Origin of the sequence: Microcystis sp. T1-4 (genome assembly GCF_000297435.1) — a bacterium.
Classification (GTDB): Bacteria; Cyanobacteriota; Cyanobacteriia; order Cyanobacteriales; family Microcystaceae; genus Microcystis.
In genome coordinates, this window is record NZ_CAIP01000192.1 from 1 (window position 1) to 18,641 (window position 18,641).

The following is an 18,641-nucleotide window of genomic DNA, read 5'->3' on the forward strand; positions in this document are numbered from 1 at the left end:
AGATTTAGAGATTTTGGTATTACAGGAGTTAGATAAATTAGATAAAACGGGGCAGTTAGTAACAGATATTAGTACCATTATTCAGGTAGATGTCAATCAGTTTGCTGGTATTGAATACGATGAGTTTGCGGTGAGGGTGGCAGAGGTGGCAATGTGGTTAATTGATCATCAGATGAATGTTAAGGTTAGTAATACTTTTGGTCAGTATTTTGTGCGTTTACCATTAAAGAAAGCGGCAAAGATTGTTCATGGAAATGCCTTACGGATTGATTGGGAGGAACTTATATCAAAAGAGAAGCTCAATTTTATTTTAGGTAATCCTCCTTTTGTGGGGAAACAGTTACAAAATGCTGACCAAAAGGCTGACATGAATCATGTTTTAGGGGACATTAAAGGAGCAGGTGTTTTAGATTATGTGACGGCATGGTATATTAAAGCGTCTGAATTTATTCAAAATAGTTTAATTCGTTGCGCTTTAGTTAGTACAAATTCTATTTCTCAGGGTGAACAAGTTGGTGTTCTTTGGCAAGAGCTTTATCAAAAATATAAAATAAAAATTCATTTTGCCCATCGAACTTTTAGCTGGAGCAATGAAGCAAAAGGAAACGCCGCAGTTCATTGTGTTATTATTGGTTTTGGGCTAGAAGATATTGACAATAAACGTATTTTTGATTATGCTGATATTAAAGGAGAACCGACAGAGAGAAGGGTTAAAAATATTAATCCTTACCTGACAGAAGGAAATGATTTAATCATTTTAAAGAAAATAAAACCCATTTGTAACGTGCCTGAAATGATCAAAGGCAGCCAACCTACAGATGGTGGTAATCTTCTGATGAATGACGAGGAAAAAGAACAGTATATTCGACAAGAACCCGCAGGAGAAAAATTTATTAAGCCTTTTATTTCTGCTGATGAGTTTCTGAATAATAAAAGACGCTGGTGTTTTTGGTTAACAGAAATACAGCCTAAAGAATTAAAGCAGTTGCCCCTATTATTAAAGAGAGTAGAAGCTGTTAAAGAAATGCGTTTGGCTAGTTCTAAAGTTGCGACAATTAAATGGGCGCAGTTCCCAACATTATTTACTGAAAATAGACAGCCTGAAACTGATTATGTATTAGTACCTAGAGTTTCATCAGAAAATAGAAAATATATTCCGTTAGGATTTTTCAATAAAAATATAATAGTTAGTGATACCTGTATTGCAATTCCACGCGGTAGTATTTATCATTTTGGTATCTTAACTTCAGAAATGCACATGGCATGGGTTAAATATGTGTGTGGCAGATTAGAAAGTCGCTTTCGTTATTCAAACACCATCGTTTATAATAACTACCCCTTTCCAGAAAATATCACCGACAAACAAAAACAAACCGTTGAAACTTGCGCTCAAACTGTGCTAGATACTAGGGTAAAATATCCCGATAGTAGCCTTGCGGATTTATACGATCCTTTAACTATGCCTCCCGACTTGCTCAAAGCTCACCAAAAACTTGACAAAGCCGTTGATTTGTGTTATCGTCCCCAACCTTTCACCAGTGAATTAAACCGTATTGAATACCTCTTTGAACTCTACGAAAAATTAACCGCTCCCCTACTCCCTACCAGCAAACAAAAACCCGCAAAAAGAAAAAATCCTCAATAACGAAGACAGGAGACTCCGAGACTCCGAGGCAGGAGGCAGGAGGCAAAAGGCAGACTTCGGCAGGAGACAGGAGGCAGCTTTGTTCTCCCCACTCCCCACTTCATAATTCATAATTCATAATTCATAATTCCCACACCCCACACCCATCCCTAAGCGCCGCAATTCCGGAGATTATATAAAAAAACACCCAGAACAATCGAGGTGATGGACAATACTAAAGGTTGTGTAGGTCATCAGAAAAGCCCTGTCAGGGTAAAATACTATGAAACTAGCGTCACGAGTCAATCAAGTCACCCCCTCCCTTACCCTAGCTATCGACTCTCTGGCCAAGGAAATGAAGAAAAACGGCGAAGATGTCTGTAGTTTTAGCGCCGGGGAGCCAGATTTCGACACACCCATTCACATCAAAGCTGCCGCGAAAAAGGCCCTCGATGAGGGAAAAACTCGCTACGGACCGGCTGCCGGAGAACCGGGGTTAAGAAAAGCCATCGCTGAGAAATTGCTGCGGGATAATCAACTAGCATACAATGCCGATAATATCATCGTTACCAATGGCGGTAAACAGTCTCTCTATAATCTAATCATGGCGTTAATTGAAGCGGGGGACGAAGTAATTATTCCCGCACCCTACTGGTTGAGTTATCCTGAAATGGTGACGTTAGCGGGAGGAACATCGGTTATAGTGAACACTAGCCTAGAGAATCACTATAAAATCACCCCCGAACAGCTAGAAGCGGCAATTACACCGAAAACTAAATTATTTGTTCTCAATTCTCCCTCTAATCCCACCGGTATTGTCTATACTCCCGAAGAAATCGCAGCTTTAGCAAAAATTGTGGTTGAAAAGGATATTTTAGTGGTTTCTGACGAAATTTACGAGAAAATCCTCTATGATGGCGCAATTCACCGCAGTATCGCTTCTTTTGGTCCGGAAATCTTTCAGCGCAGTATTATTAGTAATGGTTTTGCTAAAGCTTTCTCGATGACGGGGTGGCGCGTCGGTTACATAGCAGGACCGGTGGAAATTGTCAAGGCCATGACTAAGATCCAAGGTCATAGTACCTCTAATGTCTGCACTTTTGCCCAGTACGGCGCGATCGCTGCTTTGGAGAGTCCCCAAGATTGCATCGAGGAAATGGTCAAAGCTTTTAGCGAGCGCCGACAGTATATTTTAGAACGAGTGCGATCGCTCCCTGGACTCAATTGTCCTACTCCCAACGGTGCTTTTTATGTGTTTATCGATATTAGTCAAACTGGTTTAAAATCCCGGGATTTTTGTCAGAAACTCCTCGAAACCCAAAAAGTAGCCGCTATCCCCGGTATTGCTTTCGGTGCTGATGATTGTATTCGTCTTTCCTACGCTACAGACCTAAAGACGATTGAAAAAGGATTCGATCGCATTGATCAGTTCATCGGCACTTTGTAGGATGATTACTTTATCTGTTAGGGTGAATTTTGTTCGCCCTTTTTTTGGGTTTTAACAGCCAATTATCTGTAATTTCTAGAGGTATTAAGATGAGTGGGATCAAGTTAGAAGATATTAGGGAAATTACCAAGAATACTCAAGGAAAAGGATATTTAATTATCTTTAATGATAACAGAGTAATTATTTTATATAAAAAAAGAACTATTGCTGCTTTGCTAACTCTGATTAGGTATGGAGAAGGTTGTGAGAGCGATCTAACTAATGCGACCAATAATTTACAAGAGATAAAAACTATACTCAAGGGTAAAATTCCTGAAAATTTAATTCAAGACTCCTATGCTGATGCTAATAAACCCTTTAGCGAACTTTGGAATGAAGAGGGATTTAATTTTATTTATGCTCCCCCGGGACAAAAAAGATTAGGCAGTCAAAAATATATTTTAGATAGTTCCGATCATCAACGACTTTTTATCACTACTAAACCACCGATTAGAACACCTCCCTCATCCCTAATTCAGAGAAATATCTTAGAACAACAAAAAAATAAATGTAATTTTTGTGGCTCAATTCTTAAAAAGAAAGAAAATATCAATCAAAATACCTATGCTAGGGATCGAGTGCGTTTAGTTTGGGATCATCGGATTCCCGTAGAAAAAGGTGGAAATAGTGCCGATGACAATTTTCAAGCTCTCTGCTTCTATTGTAATAAATGCAAATGGCAAATCTGTAATCTTTGTAACTATGCTCCTGATAAATGTTCAGAATGCGTCTTAGCTTTTCCTGAAGTAACTAAGATTATTTTCCCCACTCAAGAAAATATTGAAGACCGGCTAAATCGAGCTAATTAAGTGATTTAGTAATATTTATACCAATATGTTTAATGACTGGGGGACAGACAGCGTTAGAAAGTTGTTTAATAGCAGCGGTGCGAGAAACAGGAAAATAATAATCATCGGCAAATCCCATTAATCTTTTTATTTCTAAGAGACTTAAATGTCTTCTTTCCTTGCTATACACTGGAATCATGGCACCACCACCGCTAACACTAACCGCAAAAGTAGGAAAGGGTTTTTGGATAGAAATTGCTCGGATGCCACTAGATCTCATTTGATAAATACAATTATCATAATCTACATTAACACTTGCCCTTTCAATACTTATTCTTGTTTTTGGCAGTTGAAAAGATAATTGTTCGGCATTAATTCTGCCAGCATAATAATCAATATACTGCTGCCATTTTCCCGATATGGGAATTGAATAATCCCCTGGAACAATAATTTTTTCAATACCCACTTCTGCATGGCAAGGTTGGGGAAATTGAAAGTTTTTAATTCCTAAATCCTTGCGGAAAGCCAATAAAAAAAAGCGAGGTCTTGATTGAGGAATTTGGAAATATTTACTATCGATAACTGCATAAAAAGCCAGATAATTTATTTCTTTTAACTGGATTAATATATCTTTTAATATCTGCCCTTGATTTAAGCGCACGATATTACTAACATTTTCAAGAAAGATAACTTTAGGCTTTTTTTCATGGCAAATTCTGAGAATTTCCTGAATGGCTAGTCCGCGACTGTCTTGCCAACCTTTTTGTTGTCCTGCTCTGGAAAATGGCTGACAGGGAAATCCCCCACAAAAAACCTCAAAATCGGGAAGTAAGCTAGGAATTAAAGCTTCAACATCTTGCGGTTTTATGGATTCATGAAAATTGTGATTGTAGGTTTTCACACAATCTGGGTTATTTTCGTTGCTAAAAACACATTGCCAACCGATTTGTTCAAGACCGAGACGAAAGCCACCAATTCCCGCATAAAAATCGGCAAAAGTCAAGCGACTATGGGTAAAATTTTTGTTAGCTGGACGAATAGGTAACTGGTTCATAATGTTGATTGAATGACCGAGCGTCTTATCTCTTTTCTCAGATATTATTGTACTAGATGTCCAAGGGGACAGACGGACAGGGGGAGAATCTGATTAACTTTCCCTAGGGGCTTTTGTTAAGTTACATTAAGCCCTACAATAAAATTCTGGTGAGTTAGACGAAATTCGCTCGATCGCTCGGTCCTATCCGCTCCTAGCTGAGACAGAGAAAAGATAGCGCATCGAGAAACAGAAAACTTGAGCTACTCAGGCCTTCGTCAATACTGCCCTTGTCATCTACCTTGAGTTATAACCTAGTGTCCCAAACCCTACCTAAACCTGCCCTAAAAAGAGAATTTTTGCCATTTACCCTACAGGATATCCGTCTAGCTATCCCGGCCCGTTGCTTCCAATCAAGCGTTTTTAGCTCTTTAGCTTACTTTTTTTTTGATATTGGCATTATTACCCTGCTTTACTGGATAACTTACCAGATTAATCAAGCATGGTTCTTCCCACTTTTTTGGTTTATGCAGGGAACCATGTTTTGGGCCTTATTTGTCGTCGGTCACGATTGCGGTCACGGTTCCTTTTCCCGTTATCGTTGGTTAAATAACTTAATCGGTCATCTCAGTCATACTCCCATTCTCGTACCTTTCCACGGTTGGCGCATCAGTCATCGCACCCATCACGCTAATACTGGCAATATCGACACCGATGAAAGTTGGTATCCCGTCACGGAAACCCAGTATAACAATATGGCTTGGTACGAAAAATTAGCTCGTTTTCAGCTAATTTTATTTGTTTATCCCCTCTATCTTTTCCGTCGTTCCCCTAATAAACAGGGGTCCCATTTTATGCCCGAAAGCCCCCTCTTTCGCCCCTCGGAACGCTGGCAGGTACTGACTAGCACCTTTTGCTGTACCTTTATGTTCGGTCTATTAATCGGGGTGGGTATCAGCCAAGGCTTTTGGTTTCTGTTTAACTACTACATCATGCCCTATATCGTCTTTGTGGTTTGGTTGGACCTGGTGACATTCCTACACCACACCGAAGATGATATTCCCTGGTATCGCGGTCAAGATTGGTACTTTCTCAAAGGGGCGCTTTCTACCATCGATCGCGATTATGGCATCTTTAATCCCATCCATCACCAAATTGGTACTCACGTCGCCCATCACATTTTTATCACTATTCCCCACTATCATCTCCAAGAAGCAACCGAGGCTATCCGTCCCGTCTTAGGAGACTATTATCGCGTCTCGAAAGAACCGATTTTCAAATCTCTCTGGCGGTCCTACCGCAATTGTCATTTTGTCAGTGACCAAGGCAGTAAGATTTTTTACCGCAAAAACTGATCCTGTCTTAGCTATGAGGAGGAAACGGCAGCAAAATCTGCCTCCTCCTCTCACACCGAGAATAGTTGCCAAAACTGGGGATAAAGTCTTTGTCTTTATTTGATTTATTGGCAAGGAATTAAGCTGATGCAGTGAAATTGAACAACGTACAAAGGGAATGACATTGGCAGAATTGGCCAAGAATCAAACAAATATCCAAGCGTTTCTCTAGGATTTGATCATTTTGCTTTTCAACAGCTACTGGCAAGAGGATATTAAGCGCCTAGAATCTAAAAATTTACGATCAAGCAGGTCTAAAGAGTGAATTTTTATGATACTGTCCATTGTACTAACTCAATTATAACTTTGCTATAAAATATTAATTACTCAGACAGCAAAAAAAGTGGCAGATTATGACACAGGCAATCCTTACTCAAATCTTGAATCAGCTTGAGACTCTTGATCTAAAAGAACTTCAGCTGCTTAATCAGAAGATTCAACAGTATCTTATGGATAAAGAAGAAGCTGAGAAACAATCGGTATTTCACCAATCTCTTCTTGATGCTGGATTAGTCAAGCAGATTAAGCGTCCTTCATCTCAACCGATAACTGAGCGACGATTGATTGAAATCGAGGGAAAACCTATTTCAGAAACGATTATTGAGGAACGCCGTTAAATGGCGCTTTATTTCTTAGATAGTAGTGCCTTGGTCAAGCGTTATATCAGCGAAACTGGTTCAGCATGGGTATTGGAATTATTTACTGATGCTTTAAATAATGAAATATTTATTGCCGCAATCGCCAAGGTAGAAATTGTAGCTGCTATTACGCGAAGATCCCGCACTGGAAGTATTAGCGTTACCGATGCAGCGGCAATAGTTCATCAGTTGAGAAAGGACTCGCTTAAAGATTATCAAGTCATTGAAATTACCGAAAGTATAATTAATTCAGGAATGGTATTAGCGGAAACTTATGGTTTAAGAGGTTATGACGCAATCCAGTTAGCAGTAGGTTGTGCTGTTAATACACTTTGCCTAGCTAGTGGTTTACCTTCTATCACTTTTGTCTCGGCAGATAATGAATTGAATGTTGCTGTTATCAGTGAGGAATTGCTGATGGAAAATCCTAATAATTATCCATCTTAAGTAAGCGATAAGCTGTGAACTCTGAAATTTTTAGAGTTTAAAAAGGTGGAAAAAATAATCCCCTTCAAGGGAGTAAAGGAATTAAGCTGATGCAGTGAAATTGAACGACGTACAAAGGGAATGACATCGGCAGAATTGGCCAAGAATCAAACAAATATCTAATTGGAGAAGCAACTAGAAATGTACCAAAGGAAATTAAGTATCGCTATCCTCTTATTCCTTGTCGTTTAATCGGAGGAATGAGAAATATTTAGAAAAGGTGCTATGATGCTGAACAATACTTAACTTGTGTTAGAATCGGTTAAGTAGGTAGGCACAATTATTTGTAGGATGGGTTAGCGGTAGCGTAACCCATGCGGGCGTTGGGTTTCATGCTTCAACCCAACCTACGTTTATTTTATATTTAATTCCACCCACCTACTTATGTTGTTAATTTAAGGGATAGTTACATGAAAATTGTTACTGTTACTGAGGCCAAAGAACAAGTTGATGAATTAGTGAATGATACCAATGATAATCATCAACCGATTTTGTTATCTGGTACGAAAAAGAATGCTATTTTAATTGCTGAGGAAGATTGGAACTCTATTCAAGAAACGCTTTATTTGTATTCTATTCCTGGTATGGTAGATTCAATTATTGAAGGTGGCAACACTTCCATTGAAGATTGTCTGGATGAGGCGGGTATCAGAGCAATTTTAAATGGATAATTGGCAGTTGGTTTTTAAGCGAAAAAAGATGCTGAAAAGCTGGATCGTACTGGGTTGGCAAAACAAGCTAACGAGTTATTAAATATTCTTAAGTCAAATCCCTATCAATCTTATCCTGTTTATGAGAAACTCAGTGGTGATTTAGCGAGCTATTATTCTAGACGTATTAATATTCAGCATCGTTTGGTTGATCAGGTTATTCCAGAAGAGAAGGTTGTCAAAATTATACGGATGTGGACTCATTATGAATAACCCCTTTTAATTTATTTTACCTAAAATGTCGGATGGATGCCCCCGCTAGATTTTTCGACAAGATACTCACCTTTGCGGGGGATGAAATCCGACCAGAATATCAACTGCGAAGCACGATTTTCATTCTACTATTTGTAGGTAAACTGTGTTATACTTAATTTAGCCAGGGTCGAGGATTAATCAATGCTAGTCGTAGAAGCCAAGTTAAAAAACGGGACACCAGAGAGGCAGGAAAATTTATTGTAATTTCTCAATAATACTGATAATGATTCTCTTTAGCTGGGGGAGATTGTTTTGAATCACTTTCCAGACGACTTTTTCATCAATTGCCCAATATTCATGAACTAATTTATCCCGCATACCTGCGATGTTTTTCCAAGGAATATTAGGATAATTAACTCTCACTTCATCAGGAATATTTTTGACTGCTTCCCCAATTATTTCAATTAATTTTACTGCCGAAAGAAAGATTTCTATCTTAGTTGAAAATTCTTCAAAGCTTAGATACTGAGTCATCTTTTCTAGTTGACAAATTGCCTCTAGAATGTCTTGCAAGAAATCTCTAAATTCCCGTTGCGTCATACATAAATAACCTCGGATAAAATTCTTTCTCGCCTTCTTCCTTTTAAGCCATTTTTACTGATAACATCCGCTTTTACCTTCAGTAAATCACTTAAATAATATTCCATATCTACTAAATCCAGTAAACTAGGCGGTTCTGTATAATCTATCAGAATATTAACTTCACTATTTTCCTGCACTTCTCCTTTTACATAATCTCCAAAAATACCTAATTCACTGACATGATACTTTTCTTTTACTAAGGACTTAACTTGACCCAAAATCGCTTTAATTTCTTCTAAATTTTTCATGATGCTTACCTTCTAAGATAACGGAAAAGACTTTTACCCTACTGATCAAAATTTTATTTCCTGTATCTGTATTGTAGCAGATAGCGGATGAAAGGATAAACCATACTCCTTAAAATCATGGGAATTGAGAGAGTTATGCCAAAAATACCCCCTCAACTGACTGAATGAAGAGGCATTTATAGTATTTTTAGAAGCAATTTAGCCTACTTTTCTGGTTTCTTTTTCGATGGATTGGGAGGGTTTTAGTTTAGGTTTGAGTATCTCGATTATTCTAAATTTCGCTTTTTCCAGTAATCAGGTTTACGTTTTCCATTTGCGATCGCAACTACCCAAATAGATGCTTCAAATTCTACATAAAAGATGATGTAAGGAAAACGGCGAATGAGATAACGGCGCATCCCTTCGATAGTATGGGCTGTTCCCAGATTAGGGTTAATTTTAATTTTTTCGAGAGCTTGTTCAATTTCAGATAGTAAATCTAGCCCTAATCCTATCTTTTGCTTCTCATAATATTGAATAGCATTGTCAAGTTCTCGTCTTGCTTCACTGTGAATAATAACAGGTTTCACGAATATTTCTCTCGTAATTCCAATAATACTTTATCCGATGGTTCACCCTTGGCTGTTCCAGCATAAATTTCGGCTAATCTTTGAGTTAATTCTCTATCCCAAGCATCTAAAACATTGTCATCTACACCTTCATCTAAGGAATGGATGAGAAAGTAAGCCAGTTCAGCGCGATCTTGTACGGGAAGTTGAGCAAGTTCTATTTTGAGGGTTTCTGCTGTTTTAGTCATCTTGAAAGCATCTATAACCAGTCATCTTAGATTGTAGCAGATATCGGATGAAAAAATAAACCATACTCCTTAAAATCATGAGAATTGAGAGAGTTATGCAAAAAATACCCCCTCAACTGACTGAATGAAGAGGCATTTATAGTATTTTTAGAAGCAATTTAGCCTACTTTTCTGGTTTCTTTTTCAGTAGATTTGGATGGTTTTAGTTTACGCTTCAGGGTTGAAACTGCGCCGAGTGTACTGACTACCAGGAGACTTAAAGTTCAAGTTTTCCAGACAGAAAATTAAACTAATTAAACATTCATATTAGTGTTTGTTAAATCTAATGTGTATCGCATCGCCTCTTCCAATTGCTGTAAATAACTAGAAGAAAGTGTCCCCAACTGTCTCTGAAGTCGTTGTCTATCAATAACAACAATTTGATAACATAAGGCTACTGATTCCTGATTTAAGCCTCCTTGTCCTGCGGGAATAACCATTGTTCCGGGAATTTGTGCGCGACGTAAATTACTGGTTAATGGAATTACAACAACAGTGCTAGTGAAGCGATCAATATTGTTATGTTGGACAATAATAACAGGTCGAATACCAGCTTGTTCTGAACCACGACTCGGATTCAAATCAGCTAGATAAATATCGCCTCGCATTTATTCCTTATCCTCTTGTTCAAGGTGAGATAAATAATCGGGTAAAATACTTTCTGAAAAGCTAATATCCTCTTGAGCAAATTCATTTTGTAACGATTGTGCTTCTGCATCTGAAATATTATCCCATTTCTGAAAACGTGAATTTCTTTGTAAGGATTTGACAAATTCAAGGACTTGTTGCTGTTTTTCTAGCGGTAAAGTCTTAATACTTTGCAAAATCTGGTCTTGAAGATTATTAATATGGGTGACAGACATTTCAACTTTTACTATATTTACACTAGGGTGACTATTTTACCACAAAAAACCCTCTTGTTGTCAATTAGTTAGCAGCAATTAAATAATAGACAATAAACAATACACAAAAAATAACCCCTCTACTGACTGAATGAAGGGGCATTTATGGTATTTTAGAAGCAATTTAGCCAACTTTTGTGGTTTCTTTTTCGATGGATTGGGAGGGTTTTAGTTTGCGCTTCAGGGTTGAAGCTGCGCCGAGTGTTCCGAGTGCGAGGAAGCCTAAAGTAGAAGTGGGTTCGGGAACTGGTTGGACACCCAAAAGTTCGCCATCAAAAGTAACTTCGCTGGCAAAGACCCACGCAGTGCGTCGATTTAGAGTAAGTTGTAGGGAACTACCACTAAAATTTAATCCTGAAAAAGTATAGGATGTTGGCGCTGCACTAGGCGGATCAGTAAGAGTTCCCGAATCGTAATTAGAGCTGCCCATACTTAATAATATACTTTGCGGTACGGAAACACCACCAAGACCATTTGAGTCACTCACATGGACAGTAACTGAGTTTATCCTTACTGTGTCAGCAAAGTTAAAAGTAATGACAGGATTCCGGTTTTCCCAACCAACATAAGGTCCTGTACCGTCTGCAACTTCTACATCAATCCACCTTTGTGTAGGAATTATGCCATCAGTTAGATCTCCAACTCCTCCGCTGAGAAGAGCATAATCTAGCGACGTGTTTCCAGTACCATTATATTTCTTGTCCCAGTATTTAGCGAATCCTCCGCCTCCATTTTCCATATCATAACTGATAGGTGTAATTTGAAGAGCATTAGCAGTACCTATTGTTGCCAAACTGATAAGTACGGCTCCCCCAATAGAATTTTTGACAAGTTTAATGAATACCATGATAGATGCCTCAAGACATTGAAGTTGTTAGTGGGATTTAACTGTTTTTTGGCAAAGTTGGCAAAGAGTAAATTGATACGATCGCTTTTCTAGCAGCCAAGTTAACCAGCAGTTTTACCTAACCCTAAAGGGTCAGCAAAGACAACAATACACATTCCCCCCCCCACCAATTGTATTTTTTGATACAATTTAATAAATTTTTATATTTCTCTCTTAATCCCGATAAAGAAACCGCAGAACCAAGTCGGTTGTGAACAGCCCACCGCTTTTACCATTTTTGGTTAGTATCTGGATGTGGTATTATTTGAGGTGTGTTCGGATTATCTGATACGATCAAGGTCTATGACAACTTACTATGAAATCCTCAGCCAAATAGAGAATCTTCCCCTTACGGATAAGTTGCGACTTTTAGAGGATTTAAAAACTATCATCAAGCCGACCGTAGCGCCAAAAGATGACGATGAGATCATTCCAGCCGAAGAACTTGCTGAAAGCCAAGCAGCATGGCAAGATTATTTATCCGGTCGAGATACTGGAATCACTTCAACAGAATTAAAATACAAATTATTTGGAGATAAACTTGGCTGATTATATTCTACTTAGACAAGCAGAACGCTCCTTAGAAAGGATGCCTAAAAATGATCAAATTCGTCTTCTTGAAGCTTTGGATACTTTGATTTCGGATTCTACAAAATTAGATATTAAACCCCTTTACGGAAGAGATGAACTAAGATTGCGAGTAGGTAAGTATCGAGTGTTGTTTTTTGAAGATAGAGACAACAATCTATAGGTCATTACAACTATTAAACCTCGCGGCGATGTCTATAAATAATACCAGAACTCTTTTCTAGACTGCTGTTTCTCCTTTTGCCATAAGACAGTGATTCACAGAAGAAGGATTCTCAGGTGCTTTACCCTGTTTTTCCCTTTCTCAGGCAAACTATCCTCTTTCGTGAGGGATTGTGGTGCGATATGTCGGATTTGCTGCCTAATTATTGGGAATTAATGAAATCTTGAGGATGAACGATGGTAATATTGGGAATAGGGATAAAGTCATCAGGATTAAAGGTTAATAAATGGGTAATGTTAGAAGCTTTCATAACAGCAAGAAGCCTAATATCATGAGTGCGTTTTCCTTTAATGTTGTAGATGGTTACTAATTGAAACCAAAGGGGAAAAATATCCGGGGTTTCTGCAATTAATGTAAAGTTATCTAATAAATCATTGACATAATTTGTAGCTTGTGCTGGAGTCCAACCTAAACCATTAACATCAAGGGGGCGGGTTGCAACTACCCAAAATTCAATTAAAACTTGAGGAATAATAACACATTCATTAGCTGTTTCAACGATTTGAGTAATTACATTATTAGCAAGAGAATAAGTTGCTGAAGACGTATCAGCCGCCCGAAGCAAAATGTTAGTATCCAGTAAATATTGAGTCATTAGTCTTCATACATAGTGTCACGGTGTAAAGCTTCATCAGGTAAATTCGCACTTGTTTTAGGAAGTTTAGCGATTACTTTCTGCCATTTTTGAGCTTTTTCCTGGGGAGTGAGACTATAATCTGGGGAAGGGAGGGAAATTCTTGAGGTGAGAGATTCGGTGAAGGATAACACTTCTTGTTGTTTTTCTAAGGGAAGTTTTCTTAGGTTTTTAATGATAACTTGTTCAATGTTCATTTGACTTAGACTAATAGGCAACCATATCGATCATATCTCATGCCGCAATTTCTCTATATTTAATAAATCTTTACATTCCTCTCCCTCATGGCTTACGCTGGTATCTGCACTACTTCCTTGTCAGCATCAGGATTTTCAGTGATTTGGGGATTTTGAGGATGGGTGATGGGTGAAGATGGAAACGCTCTCGACATTGACCTTGTAGATTATCATTGAGGGAAAAAACATGATGACCCTGAAAAATCCCGTACATCCGGGCAGAATTGTCAAAAGTTCGATTGAAGAGCTTGAATTGACCGTTACGGCTGCGGCAAAAATGCTGAACGTGTCACGCTCTAGACTATCTAACCTAATCAATGGCAAGGCGGGGATTTCCCCGGAAATGGCTGTGCGTTTGTCAAAGACAATCGGTAGCACCCCTGCTTTCTGGCTGCGCCTCCAGATGAATTATGATCTTGCTGAGGTTAAAAAACAGGAAGATAGAATTATTGTGAATCCGATTGGGTTACAACACCAAACAACATTGGGTTAGTGCGATCTCGAAGAGAGCCGCCTTCGACGGTGCGCTGCTTCTGTAGCTGATAAACTAGGGATACCAGCTTTGATCAAGGCATCAGCATGACCACCAACGCGGCAAAAACTCAATGGCAGTATTTAGAGAAACGTCCTCATTCCTGGCGACAGCAACTATACGTCAAAGGTAGGAAGCTGACAGCTTTCACTGTTTGGTCAGATGCGATCGCCAACAAAATGACTCCTGAAGAAGTCGCCGACAGCAAAGAATTACCCTTAGCCGCCGTTCTCGAAGCAATTGAATACTGCCAAACTCATCAAGAACTGTTGCAGCAGGAAGCGGACGCAGAACGTCGTTACCTAGAAGCGAGAGGAGTAGCCCTGGGTTCCTAAAGTTACTCATTGATGAAGATGCCCAAGATAAAGTGTTGGTGAAATTGCTACGACAGGCTGGACATGAAGTAATTACAGTTAACGAAGCTGGTCTGATGAGTCACCCAGATTTCATAGTTCTGGACTATGCTAGAAATGCCGATCGCATTCTGTTGACTCTTAAGTAGGTAGGCACAATTATTTGTAGGATGGGTTAGCGGTAGCGTAACCCATGCGGGCGTTGGGTTTTATGCTTCAACCCAACCTATGTTCATTTTATATTTAATTCCACCCACCTACTTAACTGCCGTGACTTTCAGTCTCTCCATGCTGCGGATTCCCACCATCCCGGAATTTTGGCAATTTATCAAGAGGCAAATCCCTCAAAGAAAATGAGTTTTAAGGCAATTGTCAATGCGATCGCCAATCTTGAAACGGCTAACGTCCCTCTTGCTAATCAGTTCATTTCCCTGAACCAGTGGAACTATTAATTCTGCTTTGTCGTGATCGCGTCACAAATCTTAAGTTATATATCTCTCACACTGGCGATCGCTTTCTTTTCCCTGTTTTACTCCTTCTCAGGCGAACTATCCTCATTCCGTGAGATATTGTGGCGCAGTGTGTCGGATTCGCCTTTGCCTTCTCCCTTGACTGATCCTCAACTCGATCGCAAACTAAATTAAACAGGATTACCTCGTACCAACCAGATGATAGACTGGGGATAATAGAAATAATTGAATATGGCTACATTACCGGAGGAAACCTTAGCGAGCATTTTTGATCTACTGCGTCAACTAGCGGATCAGATAGAGTACGCATCGGCAACGGAATGGCAACTTTTTACAGAATATGGGGAAAATGAACGGACATTATCAGAATTAGAAGAATTATCTAATGCCAGAGAGAGGATAACTAATTCCTACTCCCGAATTAATAATATCCTGCTGAGAATTTTACAAGAGCAGCCGACTCTCTCAAATACGATGCTAGAGATGTTAGAAAGAGCGATTTTGCAAGGAACAGCCAGTGTGGATGCTGTTAGTGCTAGTGTTTATGAAGTAAAGAGGCAATGGAACTTATGATGACTTACCGCACCTCCTATCCCGATGAAGCAACGAGAAAACAATGTCTTGAAAGCTTACGCGAAACTAACCGCCAGATTGAGCTTTATAATCTTTTTTTAGACGATATACTCGCCCAACTGGAAACAGAATCCCGTCAAAAGAGACGAGAAAGGCTATTGCAAAGAGGGCAAACTATTAAATAGAGGGATGCACAGAAGAAGGAGTTTCAGGTAGTTTCTCTTGTTTTACTCCTTCTCAGGCTGTATATCCTCATTCCGTGAGATATTGTGACGCAGTATGTCTGATTCGCCTTTGCCTTCTCCCTTGACTGATCCTCAACTCGATCGCCAACTAAATTAAACACAATTAATATCAACCGACGGGATTCAACTGACCTAATTCGACGCTCACCGTATCAAAGCGATTGTCCCCGGGACGATAGGAGAGAATTTCCAATCCCTAATCGGCAATAACGGGTACGGTAGGGATCGAACCTACAACCGTCCGCTTAGAAGGCGGATGCTCTATCCATTGAGCTACGTACCCAGGAAAGCACAATTATAGATTATACTTCCAACGGTGACAAGTGGTAGGACTGATTTTCAATGATGGTGGTGGTGTTCGTGGTGATGATGGTGATCGGAATGAATGTGAGGAATTGTTACAGAACTATTGACAGATAAAGCCTCTTGTGATAGCAAAGCTTCGATATGTTCCCGGGCCCAATCGGCGGCCATCTGGCAAAATTCGGGGTTATCGTTGACACAGGCCATCTGCACATAATTAACCTGGTCGTGTTTGCGGCGTAAAGCTTCGATAATATGCTCCACATCCAGTAAAGTTTCGTGATTTTCCGTAGCAAAGCCAATCGGCATGAAAATTAAAGCTTTGGCCCCCAATTCAATTAAATTATTCGCCGCTAACTCTGCATTCGGTTGCGTCCATTTAATTAAAGGGGTTTGGTGATTTAACCAACCCACAGAAATCAAGGGATAACGATAGATTAATTTTTCCCGGACTAACTCGTATAAAGCTTGACTTTCATCGATTCCCGACGTAAATCCCTTAGCTTCGTGGGGACAACCGTGATTCATTAAAATAATGCCAATTTGCGAGGGAAGACAGCTACTAGCTACCTCGGCCGCGATTTTTTCCTCCACTAACCGCGCCATTAGCTCTATATAAGCGGGTTGGTTATAAAACGAGGGAATATAGCGCAATCCTTTGACCCAATGTTCCCCCGTTTGTCCTTGAGCCAAAGCTTTGTTAACTTGTTCGATGGCAATGCCACTGGTAAAGATAGAATCAACCACGAGGAGAGGATAGATCAAAATTTTCTCAAATCCCCGCTCGCGGATTTCCGTTAACACCTGTGCCGGTAAAAAAGGCGCGCAGAAGTTAAACGCTTTGAATACCTCCACCCGATTACCCCATTTTGCCTGTAAATTGCGCTCGATTTCCTGTCTTTGATGCTCGAAAATGTGGTTATGGGGGGAAATAAAGTGATTATGCTGGTGCTGCCATTCGTGCAGGTCAAATATAGCCAATAATTTCGCTAGGGGAGGATAAACCCAAGTCGGTACAGGAGCGAACTTAGCCGTCAGCAGATTTAAGGCCTGTTCATTATAGTTGGCAAAGTCCTCATAACTCTCCACTTCCCCGTATCCCATCAATAATACCGCCACTCGATCGCTGTGGTTGTGGGTAGCGGCTAACTGTTGTTGATCTGAAATGGCAACCACGTTTTTAACCCCGATTTTCTAAGTGAAAAACGCTATATCACTGGGATAGTAGCACTTTTCTATCCTATCCCCTCGCACGGGATAGACCGCTAAAAATTTATAACCTCTACAGAATCATACAGATTGCTTATCATCTTCATTAATAAAACGATATGTAAAGAAACTTTAAATAATGTTAAGATCGTTATAGTCCCACCTATGAGAGATATGACAGCAGGCGTGTTTGGTAGCTTACCTTTTCCCAATCAGAGCGGCGATCAACTCATCAGTAAAGTGGTGAGTGCTGCGATCGCTGCATTATTCAAACGCACAGGCAAGCTGACAGCGACTGTCCGCGCCGAACCCGTGGCCAAATTACTGCAAGGCAGTATCGACGGTTTTGACTTTATCGGTCAGTCGATGCTCATGTACAATGGCCTACGCATCGAAGCCATGGAATTGTATGTGCAAGCGGTGGCGATCGATTTTAGTGCCATTTTTACCGGACAGGTGAAACTCCGTCAACCGACGCGGGCCACTTTGCGGGTAGTTTTAACGGAAGAAGACTTAACCACCTCTTTTAATACACCTTTTATTGTCGAAAAACTGCAAAGATTAGAGTACGAAGGTAAATCAATTCACTGTCAGAACACGGAATTAATTCTCAATGACGACAAAACTTTAACTCTGAAAAGTCTAATTAAATTGGGAGAAGAAGAACCAATTCTTCTAGAAATGACCACTGCTGTGGTTGTGGAAGAAAGGCGAAAAATTCAATTTGTCGAGGTGGTTTACCAAGGCGACGAAAGATCGAAAGCTTTAGGAGAAGCTTTAATCAGCCACGTTAACAACCTCATGGATTTAGATAAATTTGCCCTCGATGGTACTCAATTAAGGGTCGATAGACTACGTTTAAAAGATAAACAGATCATCTTTTATGGTATCGCCGATATCGAGCGTTTTCCCCAAAGAAAATAGGCGGTCATCAACGGGTCTAAAAATATCAAGAGTTTTACAGACTTTACCCCAAAAATGAAGTATAACCTAATTTGGTATTGACTCCTGAATCCCCAAAACGAAAACTTCTTATCTCACCATTGAGATAACTGCTGTGGCTTTTAATCGTGCTTGTGGTGACAGGGAGGCACGGGATCGTAACCTCCGGGGTGAAAGGGATGACAACGGAGAATGCGCTTAATTGCTAACCAAGAACCCCGCAGCACACCAAAGCGCTCGATCGCTTCCATGGCATACTGGGAACAGGTGGGTTGAAAACGACAGGAAGGGGGAAATAGCGGCGAAATAAACCGTCGATATCCCTCAATTAAGCCAATAAAAATTCCTTTCATCGGAAATTTTGGGTCTGAAACCCCGTCGTTCTACGACGGCTTTACTGTTAAATATTAGCATCGTTTACGAAATATATGCTAAAATGTGAGACATGGAAAAAGCCTATTCTTAC

Annotated in this window: 28 protein-coding genes, 1 tRNA gene and 2 pseudogenes; 17 read left to right on the plus strand and 14 right to left on the minus strand. The window is 39.7% G+C overall.

The genetic code is table 11. The features are described 5' to 3' along the window. From MICAI_RS12070 to MICAI_RS12080, 3 genes are all read left to right on the plus strand, one after another. Nucleotides 1-1,645: class I SAM-dependent DNA methyltransferase (locus MICAI_RS12070; RefSeq protein ID WP_039900062.1), on the plus strand; the 1,645-nt coding region annotated here is incomplete at its 5' end. A gap of 262 nt (nt 1,646-1,907) precedes the next feature. Continuing rightward, the gene (locus tag MICAI_RS12075; RefSeq protein ID WP_008202178.1) at nt 1,908-3,071 is read left to right on the plus strand and encodes a pyridoxal phosphate-dependent aminotransferase; all 1,164 of its coding nucleotides are present in this window, start codon (nt 1,908-1,910) and stop codon (nt 3,069-3,071) included. 89 nt (nt 3,072-3,160) lie between these two features. Beyond that, the gene (locus MICAI_RS12080; RefSeq protein WP_008202181.1) at nt 3,161-3,919 is read left to right on the plus strand and encodes an HNH endonuclease; all 759 of its coding nucleotides are present in this window, start codon (nt 3,161-3,163) and stop codon (nt 3,917-3,919) included. Here the strand turns inward: MICAI_RS12080 and MICAI_RS12085 are convergent. Beyond that, complete coding sequence (locus tag MICAI_RS12085; RefSeq protein ID WP_008202182.1) at nt 3,912-4,952, minus strand: DNA cytosine methyltransferase; 1,041 nt, start codon at nt 4,950-4,952, stop codon at nt 3,912-3,914. The two genes, MICAI_RS12080 and MICAI_RS12085, sit on opposite strands and share 8 nt — an antisense overlap. A 296-nt stretch (nt 4,953-5,248) precedes the next feature. Between MICAI_RS12085 and MICAI_RS12090 the strand changes: the two genes are divergently transcribed. The 5 genes and pseudogenes from MICAI_RS12090 (at nt 5,249) to MICAI_RS12110 (ending at nt 8,372) form a co-directional block, all read left to right on the plus strand. Beyond that, on the plus strand, nt 5,249-6,286 hold the full coding sequence (locus MICAI_RS12090; RefSeq protein ID WP_008202184.1) for a fatty acid desaturase: 1,038 nt from the start codon (nt 5,249-5,251) through the stop codon (nt 6,284-6,286). 392 nt (nt 6,287-6,678) lie between these two features. Beyond that, nucleotides 6,679-6,942, plus strand: coding sequence for a hypothetical protein (locus MICAI_RS12095; RefSeq protein WP_008202185.1), 264 nt, complete (start codon nt 6,679-6,681; stop codon nt 6,940-6,942). After that, nucleotides 6,943-7,410 carry a type II toxin-antitoxin system VapC family toxin gene (locus MICAI_RS12100; RefSeq protein WP_008202187.1) on the plus strand — a complete coding sequence of 156 codons (468 nt, stop codon included), beginning with the start codon at nt 6,943-6,945 and terminating at the stop codon, nt 7,408-7,410. A gap of 449 nt (nt 7,411-7,859) precedes the next feature. Continuing rightward, entirely contained in the window at nt 7,860-8,120 is a 261-nt protein-coding gene (locus MICAI_RS12105; RefSeq protein ID WP_008202189.1) for a type II toxin-antitoxin system Phd/YefM family antitoxin, read from the plus strand. After that, nucleotides 8,113-8,372, plus strand: a pseudogene (locus MICAI_RS12110) (Txe/YoeB family addiction module toxin). Before MICAI_RS12105 ends, MICAI_RS12110 begins: the two are co-directional and overlap by 8 nt. A 237-nt stretch (nt 8,373-8,609) precedes the next feature. On the opposite strand, the gene MICAI_RS12115 reads toward MICAI_RS12110, so the two are convergent. The 8 genes and pseudogenes from MICAI_RS12115 to MICAI_RS12145 all read right to left on the minus strand — a co-directional run bounded on the left by MICAI_RS12115 (nt 8,610) and on the right by MICAI_RS12145 (nt 11,828). Beyond that, nucleotides 8,610-8,954 carry a HepT-like ribonuclease domain-containing protein gene (locus tag MICAI_RS12115; RefSeq protein ID WP_008202195.1) on the minus strand — a complete coding sequence of 115 codons (345 nt, stop codon included), beginning with the start codon at nt 8,952-8,954 and terminating at the stop codon, nt 8,610-8,612. Continuing rightward, nucleotides 8,951-9,244 (minus strand): nucleotidyltransferase family protein, encoded by a 294-nt coding sequence (locus MICAI_RS12120; protein WP_002783391.1) that lies wholly within the window; start codon nt 9,242-9,244, stop codon nt 8,951-8,953. The genes MICAI_RS12115 and MICAI_RS12120 overlap by 4 nt, the downstream gene beginning before the upstream one ends. Before the next feature lie 266 nt (nt 9,245-9,510). Continuing rightward, nucleotides 9,511-9,813, minus strand: coding sequence for a type II toxin-antitoxin system RelE/ParE family toxin (locus MICAI_RS12125; RefSeq protein ID WP_008202197.1), 303 nt, complete (start codon nt 9,811-9,813; stop codon nt 9,511-9,513). Next, nucleotides 9,810-10,040: an addiction module protein gene (locus MICAI_RS12130; protein WP_002800346.1), complete on the minus strand. Its 231-nt coding sequence runs from the start codon at nt 10,038-10,040 to the stop codon at nt 9,810-9,812. The genes MICAI_RS12125 and MICAI_RS12130 overlap by 4 nt, the downstream gene beginning before the upstream one ends. Before the next feature lie 158 nt (nt 10,041-10,198). Next, a pseudogene (locus MICAI_RS27085) lies at nt 10,199-10,303 on the minus strand (PEP-CTERM sorting domain-containing protein); the annotation flags it as partial. Nucleotides 10,304-10,333: 30 nt separating this feature from the next. Continuing rightward, nucleotides 10,334-10,687 carry a type II toxin-antitoxin system PemK/MazF family toxin gene (locus tag MICAI_RS12135; protein ID WP_008202199.1) on the minus strand — a complete coding sequence of 118 codons (354 nt, stop codon included), beginning with the start codon at nt 10,685-10,687 and terminating at the stop codon, nt 10,334-10,336. Then, nucleotides 10,688-10,942 (minus strand): hypothetical protein, encoded by a 255-nt coding sequence (locus MICAI_RS12140; protein WP_002734916.1) that lies wholly within the window; start codon nt 10,940-10,942, stop codon nt 10,688-10,690. It lies immediately after the preceding gene. A gap of 163 nt (nt 10,943-11,105) precedes the next feature. Further along, nucleotides 11,106-11,828, minus strand: coding sequence for a PEP-CTERM sorting domain-containing protein (locus MICAI_RS12145; RefSeq protein WP_008202203.1), 723 nt, complete (start codon nt 11,826-11,828; stop codon nt 11,106-11,108). 342 nt (nt 11,829-12,170) lie between these two features. Here MICAI_RS12145 and MICAI_RS12150 point away from each other — a divergent pair, with 342 nt between their 5' ends. Then, a complete protein-coding gene (locus tag MICAI_RS12150) occupies nt 12,171-12,416 on the plus strand; it encodes a hypothetical protein (protein WP_002734321.1) in 246 nt (81 codons plus the stop codon). After that, the gene (locus MICAI_RS12155; protein WP_008202207.1) at nt 12,409-12,618 is read left to right on the plus strand and encodes a type II toxin-antitoxin system RelE family toxin; all 210 of its coding nucleotides are present in this window, start codon (nt 12,409-12,411) and stop codon (nt 12,616-12,618) included. Before MICAI_RS12150 ends, MICAI_RS12155 begins: the two co-directional genes overlap by 8 nt. Before the next feature lie 202 nt (nt 12,619-12,820). Here the strand turns inward: MICAI_RS12155 and MICAI_RS12160 are convergent, their stop codons facing one another. Both MICAI_RS12160 and MICAI_RS12165 read right to left on the minus strand, forming a co-directional pair. Next, complete coding sequence (locus tag MICAI_RS12160) at nt 12,821-13,273, minus strand: type II toxin-antitoxin system VapC family toxin (protein ID WP_002750618.1); 453 nt, start codon at nt 13,271-13,273, stop codon at nt 12,821-12,823. After that, on the minus strand, nt 13,273-13,509 hold the full coding sequence (locus MICAI_RS12165) for a hypothetical protein (RefSeq protein ID WP_008202209.1): 237 nt from the start codon (nt 13,507-13,509) through the stop codon (nt 13,273-13,275). Before MICAI_RS12165 ends, MICAI_RS12160 begins: the two co-directional genes overlap by 1 nt. 226 nt (nt 13,510-13,735) lie before the next feature. Between MICAI_RS12165 and MICAI_RS12170 the strand changes: the two genes are divergently transcribed. The 6 genes from MICAI_RS12170 (at nt 13,736) to MICAI_RS12185 (ending at nt 15,661) form a co-directional block, all read left to right on the plus strand. Next, nucleotides 13,736-14,041: a HigA family addiction module antitoxin gene (locus MICAI_RS12170; RefSeq protein WP_008202213.1), complete on the plus strand. Its 306-nt coding sequence runs from the start codon at nt 13,736-13,738 to the stop codon at nt 14,039-14,041. 86 nt (nt 14,042-14,127) lie between these two features. Next, on the plus strand, nt 14,128-14,415 hold the full coding sequence (locus MICAI_RS12175; protein WP_008202216.1) for a hypothetical protein: 288 nt from the start codon (nt 14,128-14,130) through the stop codon (nt 14,413-14,415). A gap of 38 nt (nt 14,416-14,453) precedes the next feature. Further along, nucleotides 14,454-14,582: a DUF5615 family PIN-like protein gene (locus MICAI_RS27090; protein WP_232306186.1), complete on the plus strand. Its 129-nt coding sequence runs from the start codon at nt 14,454-14,456 to the stop codon at nt 14,580-14,582. A 79-nt stretch (nt 14,583-14,661) separates the two neighbouring features. Next, a complete protein-coding gene (locus MICAI_RS27580; RefSeq protein ID WP_008202220.1) occupies nt 14,662-14,790 on the plus strand; it encodes a hypothetical protein in 129 nt (42 codons plus the stop codon). Between the two features lie 344 nt (nt 14,791-15,134). Continuing rightward, complete coding sequence (locus MICAI_RS12180) at nt 15,135-15,476, plus strand: hypothetical protein (protein WP_008202224.1); 342 nt, start codon at nt 15,135-15,137, stop codon at nt 15,474-15,476. After that, complete coding sequence (locus tag MICAI_RS12185; protein ID WP_002783384.1) at nt 15,473-15,661, plus strand: hypothetical protein; 189 nt, start codon at nt 15,473-15,475, stop codon at nt 15,659-15,661. The genes MICAI_RS12180 and MICAI_RS12185 overlap by 4 nt, the downstream gene beginning before the upstream one ends. 270 nt (nt 15,662-15,931) lie before the next feature. Here the strand turns inward: MICAI_RS12185 and MICAI_RS12190 are convergent. Beyond that, a tRNA-Arg gene (locus MICAI_RS12190) sits at nt 15,932-16,004 on the minus strand. 56 nt (nt 16,005-16,060) lie between these two features. After that, nucleotides 16,061-17,200 carry a ferrochelatase gene (locus MICAI_RS12195; protein WP_008202226.1) on the minus strand — a complete coding sequence of 380 codons (1,140 nt, stop codon included), beginning with the start codon at nt 17,198-17,200 and terminating at the stop codon, nt 16,061-16,063. A 198-nt stretch (nt 17,201-17,398) separates the two neighbouring features. Between MICAI_RS12195 and MICAI_RS12200 the strand changes: the two genes are divergently transcribed. Next, on the plus strand, nt 17,399-18,157 hold the full coding sequence (locus MICAI_RS12200) for an LmeA family phospholipid-binding protein (protein WP_008202228.1): 759 nt from the start codon (nt 17,399-17,401) through the stop codon (nt 18,155-18,157). Nucleotides 18,158-18,297: 140 nt separating this feature from the next. Here the strand turns inward: MICAI_RS12200 and yidD are convergent, their stop codons facing one another. Next, the gene (gene yidD / locus MICAI_RS12205) at nt 18,298-18,528 is read right to left on the minus strand and encodes a membrane protein insertion efficiency factor YidD (RefSeq protein WP_008202230.1); all 231 of its coding nucleotides are present in this window, start codon (nt 18,526-18,528) and stop codon (nt 18,298-18,300) included. Nucleotides 18,529-18,641: the final 113 nt, after the last annotated feature.

Coding starts and splice junctions, on each gene's coding strand:
- MICAI_RS12095 (WP_008202185.1), top strand. CDS start 6,679: ATGACACAGGCAATCCTTACTCAAATCTTGAATCAGCTTGAGACTCTT.
- MICAI_RS12130 (WP_002800346.1), bottom strand. CDS start 10,040: ATGACTAAAACAGCAGAAACCCTCAAAATAGAACTTGCTCAACTTCCC.
- MICAI_RS12165 (WP_008202209.1), bottom strand. CDS start 13,509: ATGAACATTGAACAAGTTATCATTAAAAACCTAAGAAAACTTCCCTTA.
- MICAI_RS12120 (WP_002783391.1), bottom strand. CDS start 9,244: ATGAAAAATTTAGAAGAAATTAAAGCGATTTTGGGTCAAGTTAAGTCC.
- MICAI_RS12075 (WP_008202178.1), top strand. CDS start 1,908: ATGAAACTAGCGTCACGAGTCAATCAAGTCACCCCCTCCCTTACCCTA.
- MICAI_RS12100 (WP_008202187.1), top strand. CDS start 6,943: ATGGCGCTTTATTTCTTAGATAGTAGTGCCTTGGTCAAGCGTTATATC.
- MICAI_RS27580 (WP_008202220.1), top strand. CDS start 14,662: ATGTTCATTTTATATTTAATTCCACCCACCTACTTAACTGCCGTGACT.
- MICAI_RS12175 (WP_008202216.1), top strand. CDS start 14,128: ATGACCACCAACGCGGCAAAAACTCAATGGCAGTATTTAGAGAAACGT.
- MICAI_RS12145 (WP_008202203.1), bottom strand. CDS start 11,828: ATGGTATTCATTAAACTTGTCAAAAATTCTATTGGGGGAGCCGTACTT.
- MICAI_RS12180 (WP_008202224.1), top strand. CDS start 15,135: ATGGCTACATTACCGGAGGAAACCTTAGCGAGCATTTTTGATCTACTG.
- yidD (WP_008202230.1), bottom strand. CDS start 18,528: ATGAAAGGAATTTTTATTGGCTTAATTGAGGGATATCGACGGTTTATT.
- MICAI_RS12105 (WP_008202189.1), top strand. CDS start 7,860: ATGAAAATTGTTACTGTTACTGAGGCCAAAGAACAAGTTGATGAATTA.
- MICAI_RS12160 (WP_002750618.1), bottom strand. CDS start 13,273: ATGACTCAATATTTACTGGATACTAACATTTTGCTTCGGGCGGCTGAT.
- MICAI_RS12200 (WP_008202228.1), top strand. CDS start 17,399: ATGAGAGATATGACAGCAGGCGTGTTTGGTAGCTTACCTTTTCCCAAT.
- MICAI_RS12140 (WP_002734916.1), bottom strand. CDS start 10,942: ATGTCTGTCACCCATATTAATAATCTTCAAGACCAGATTTTGCAAAGT.
- MICAI_RS12080 (WP_008202181.1), top strand. CDS start 3,161: ATGAGTGGGATCAAGTTAGAAGATATTAGGGAAATTACCAAGAATACT.
- MICAI_RS12185 (WP_002783384.1), top strand. CDS start 15,473: ATGATGACTTACCGCACCTCCTATCCCGATGAAGCAACGAGAAAACAA.
- MICAI_RS12170 (WP_008202213.1), top strand. CDS start 13,736: ATGATGACCCTGAAAAATCCCGTACATCCGGGCAGAATTGTCAAAAGT.
- MICAI_RS12085 (WP_008202182.1), bottom strand. CDS start 4,952: ATGAACCAGTTACCTATTCGTCCAGCTAACAAAAATTTTACCCATAGT.
- MICAI_RS12115 (WP_008202195.1), bottom strand. CDS start 8,954: ATGACGCAACGGGAATTTAGAGATTTCTTGCAAGACATTCTAGAGGCA.
- MICAI_RS12150 (WP_002734321.1), top strand. CDS start 12,171: ATGACAACTTACTATGAAATCCTCAGCCAAATAGAGAATCTTCCCCTT.
- MICAI_RS12135 (WP_008202199.1), bottom strand. CDS start 10,687: ATGCGAGGCGATATTTATCTAGCTGATTTGAATCCGAGTCGTGGTTCA.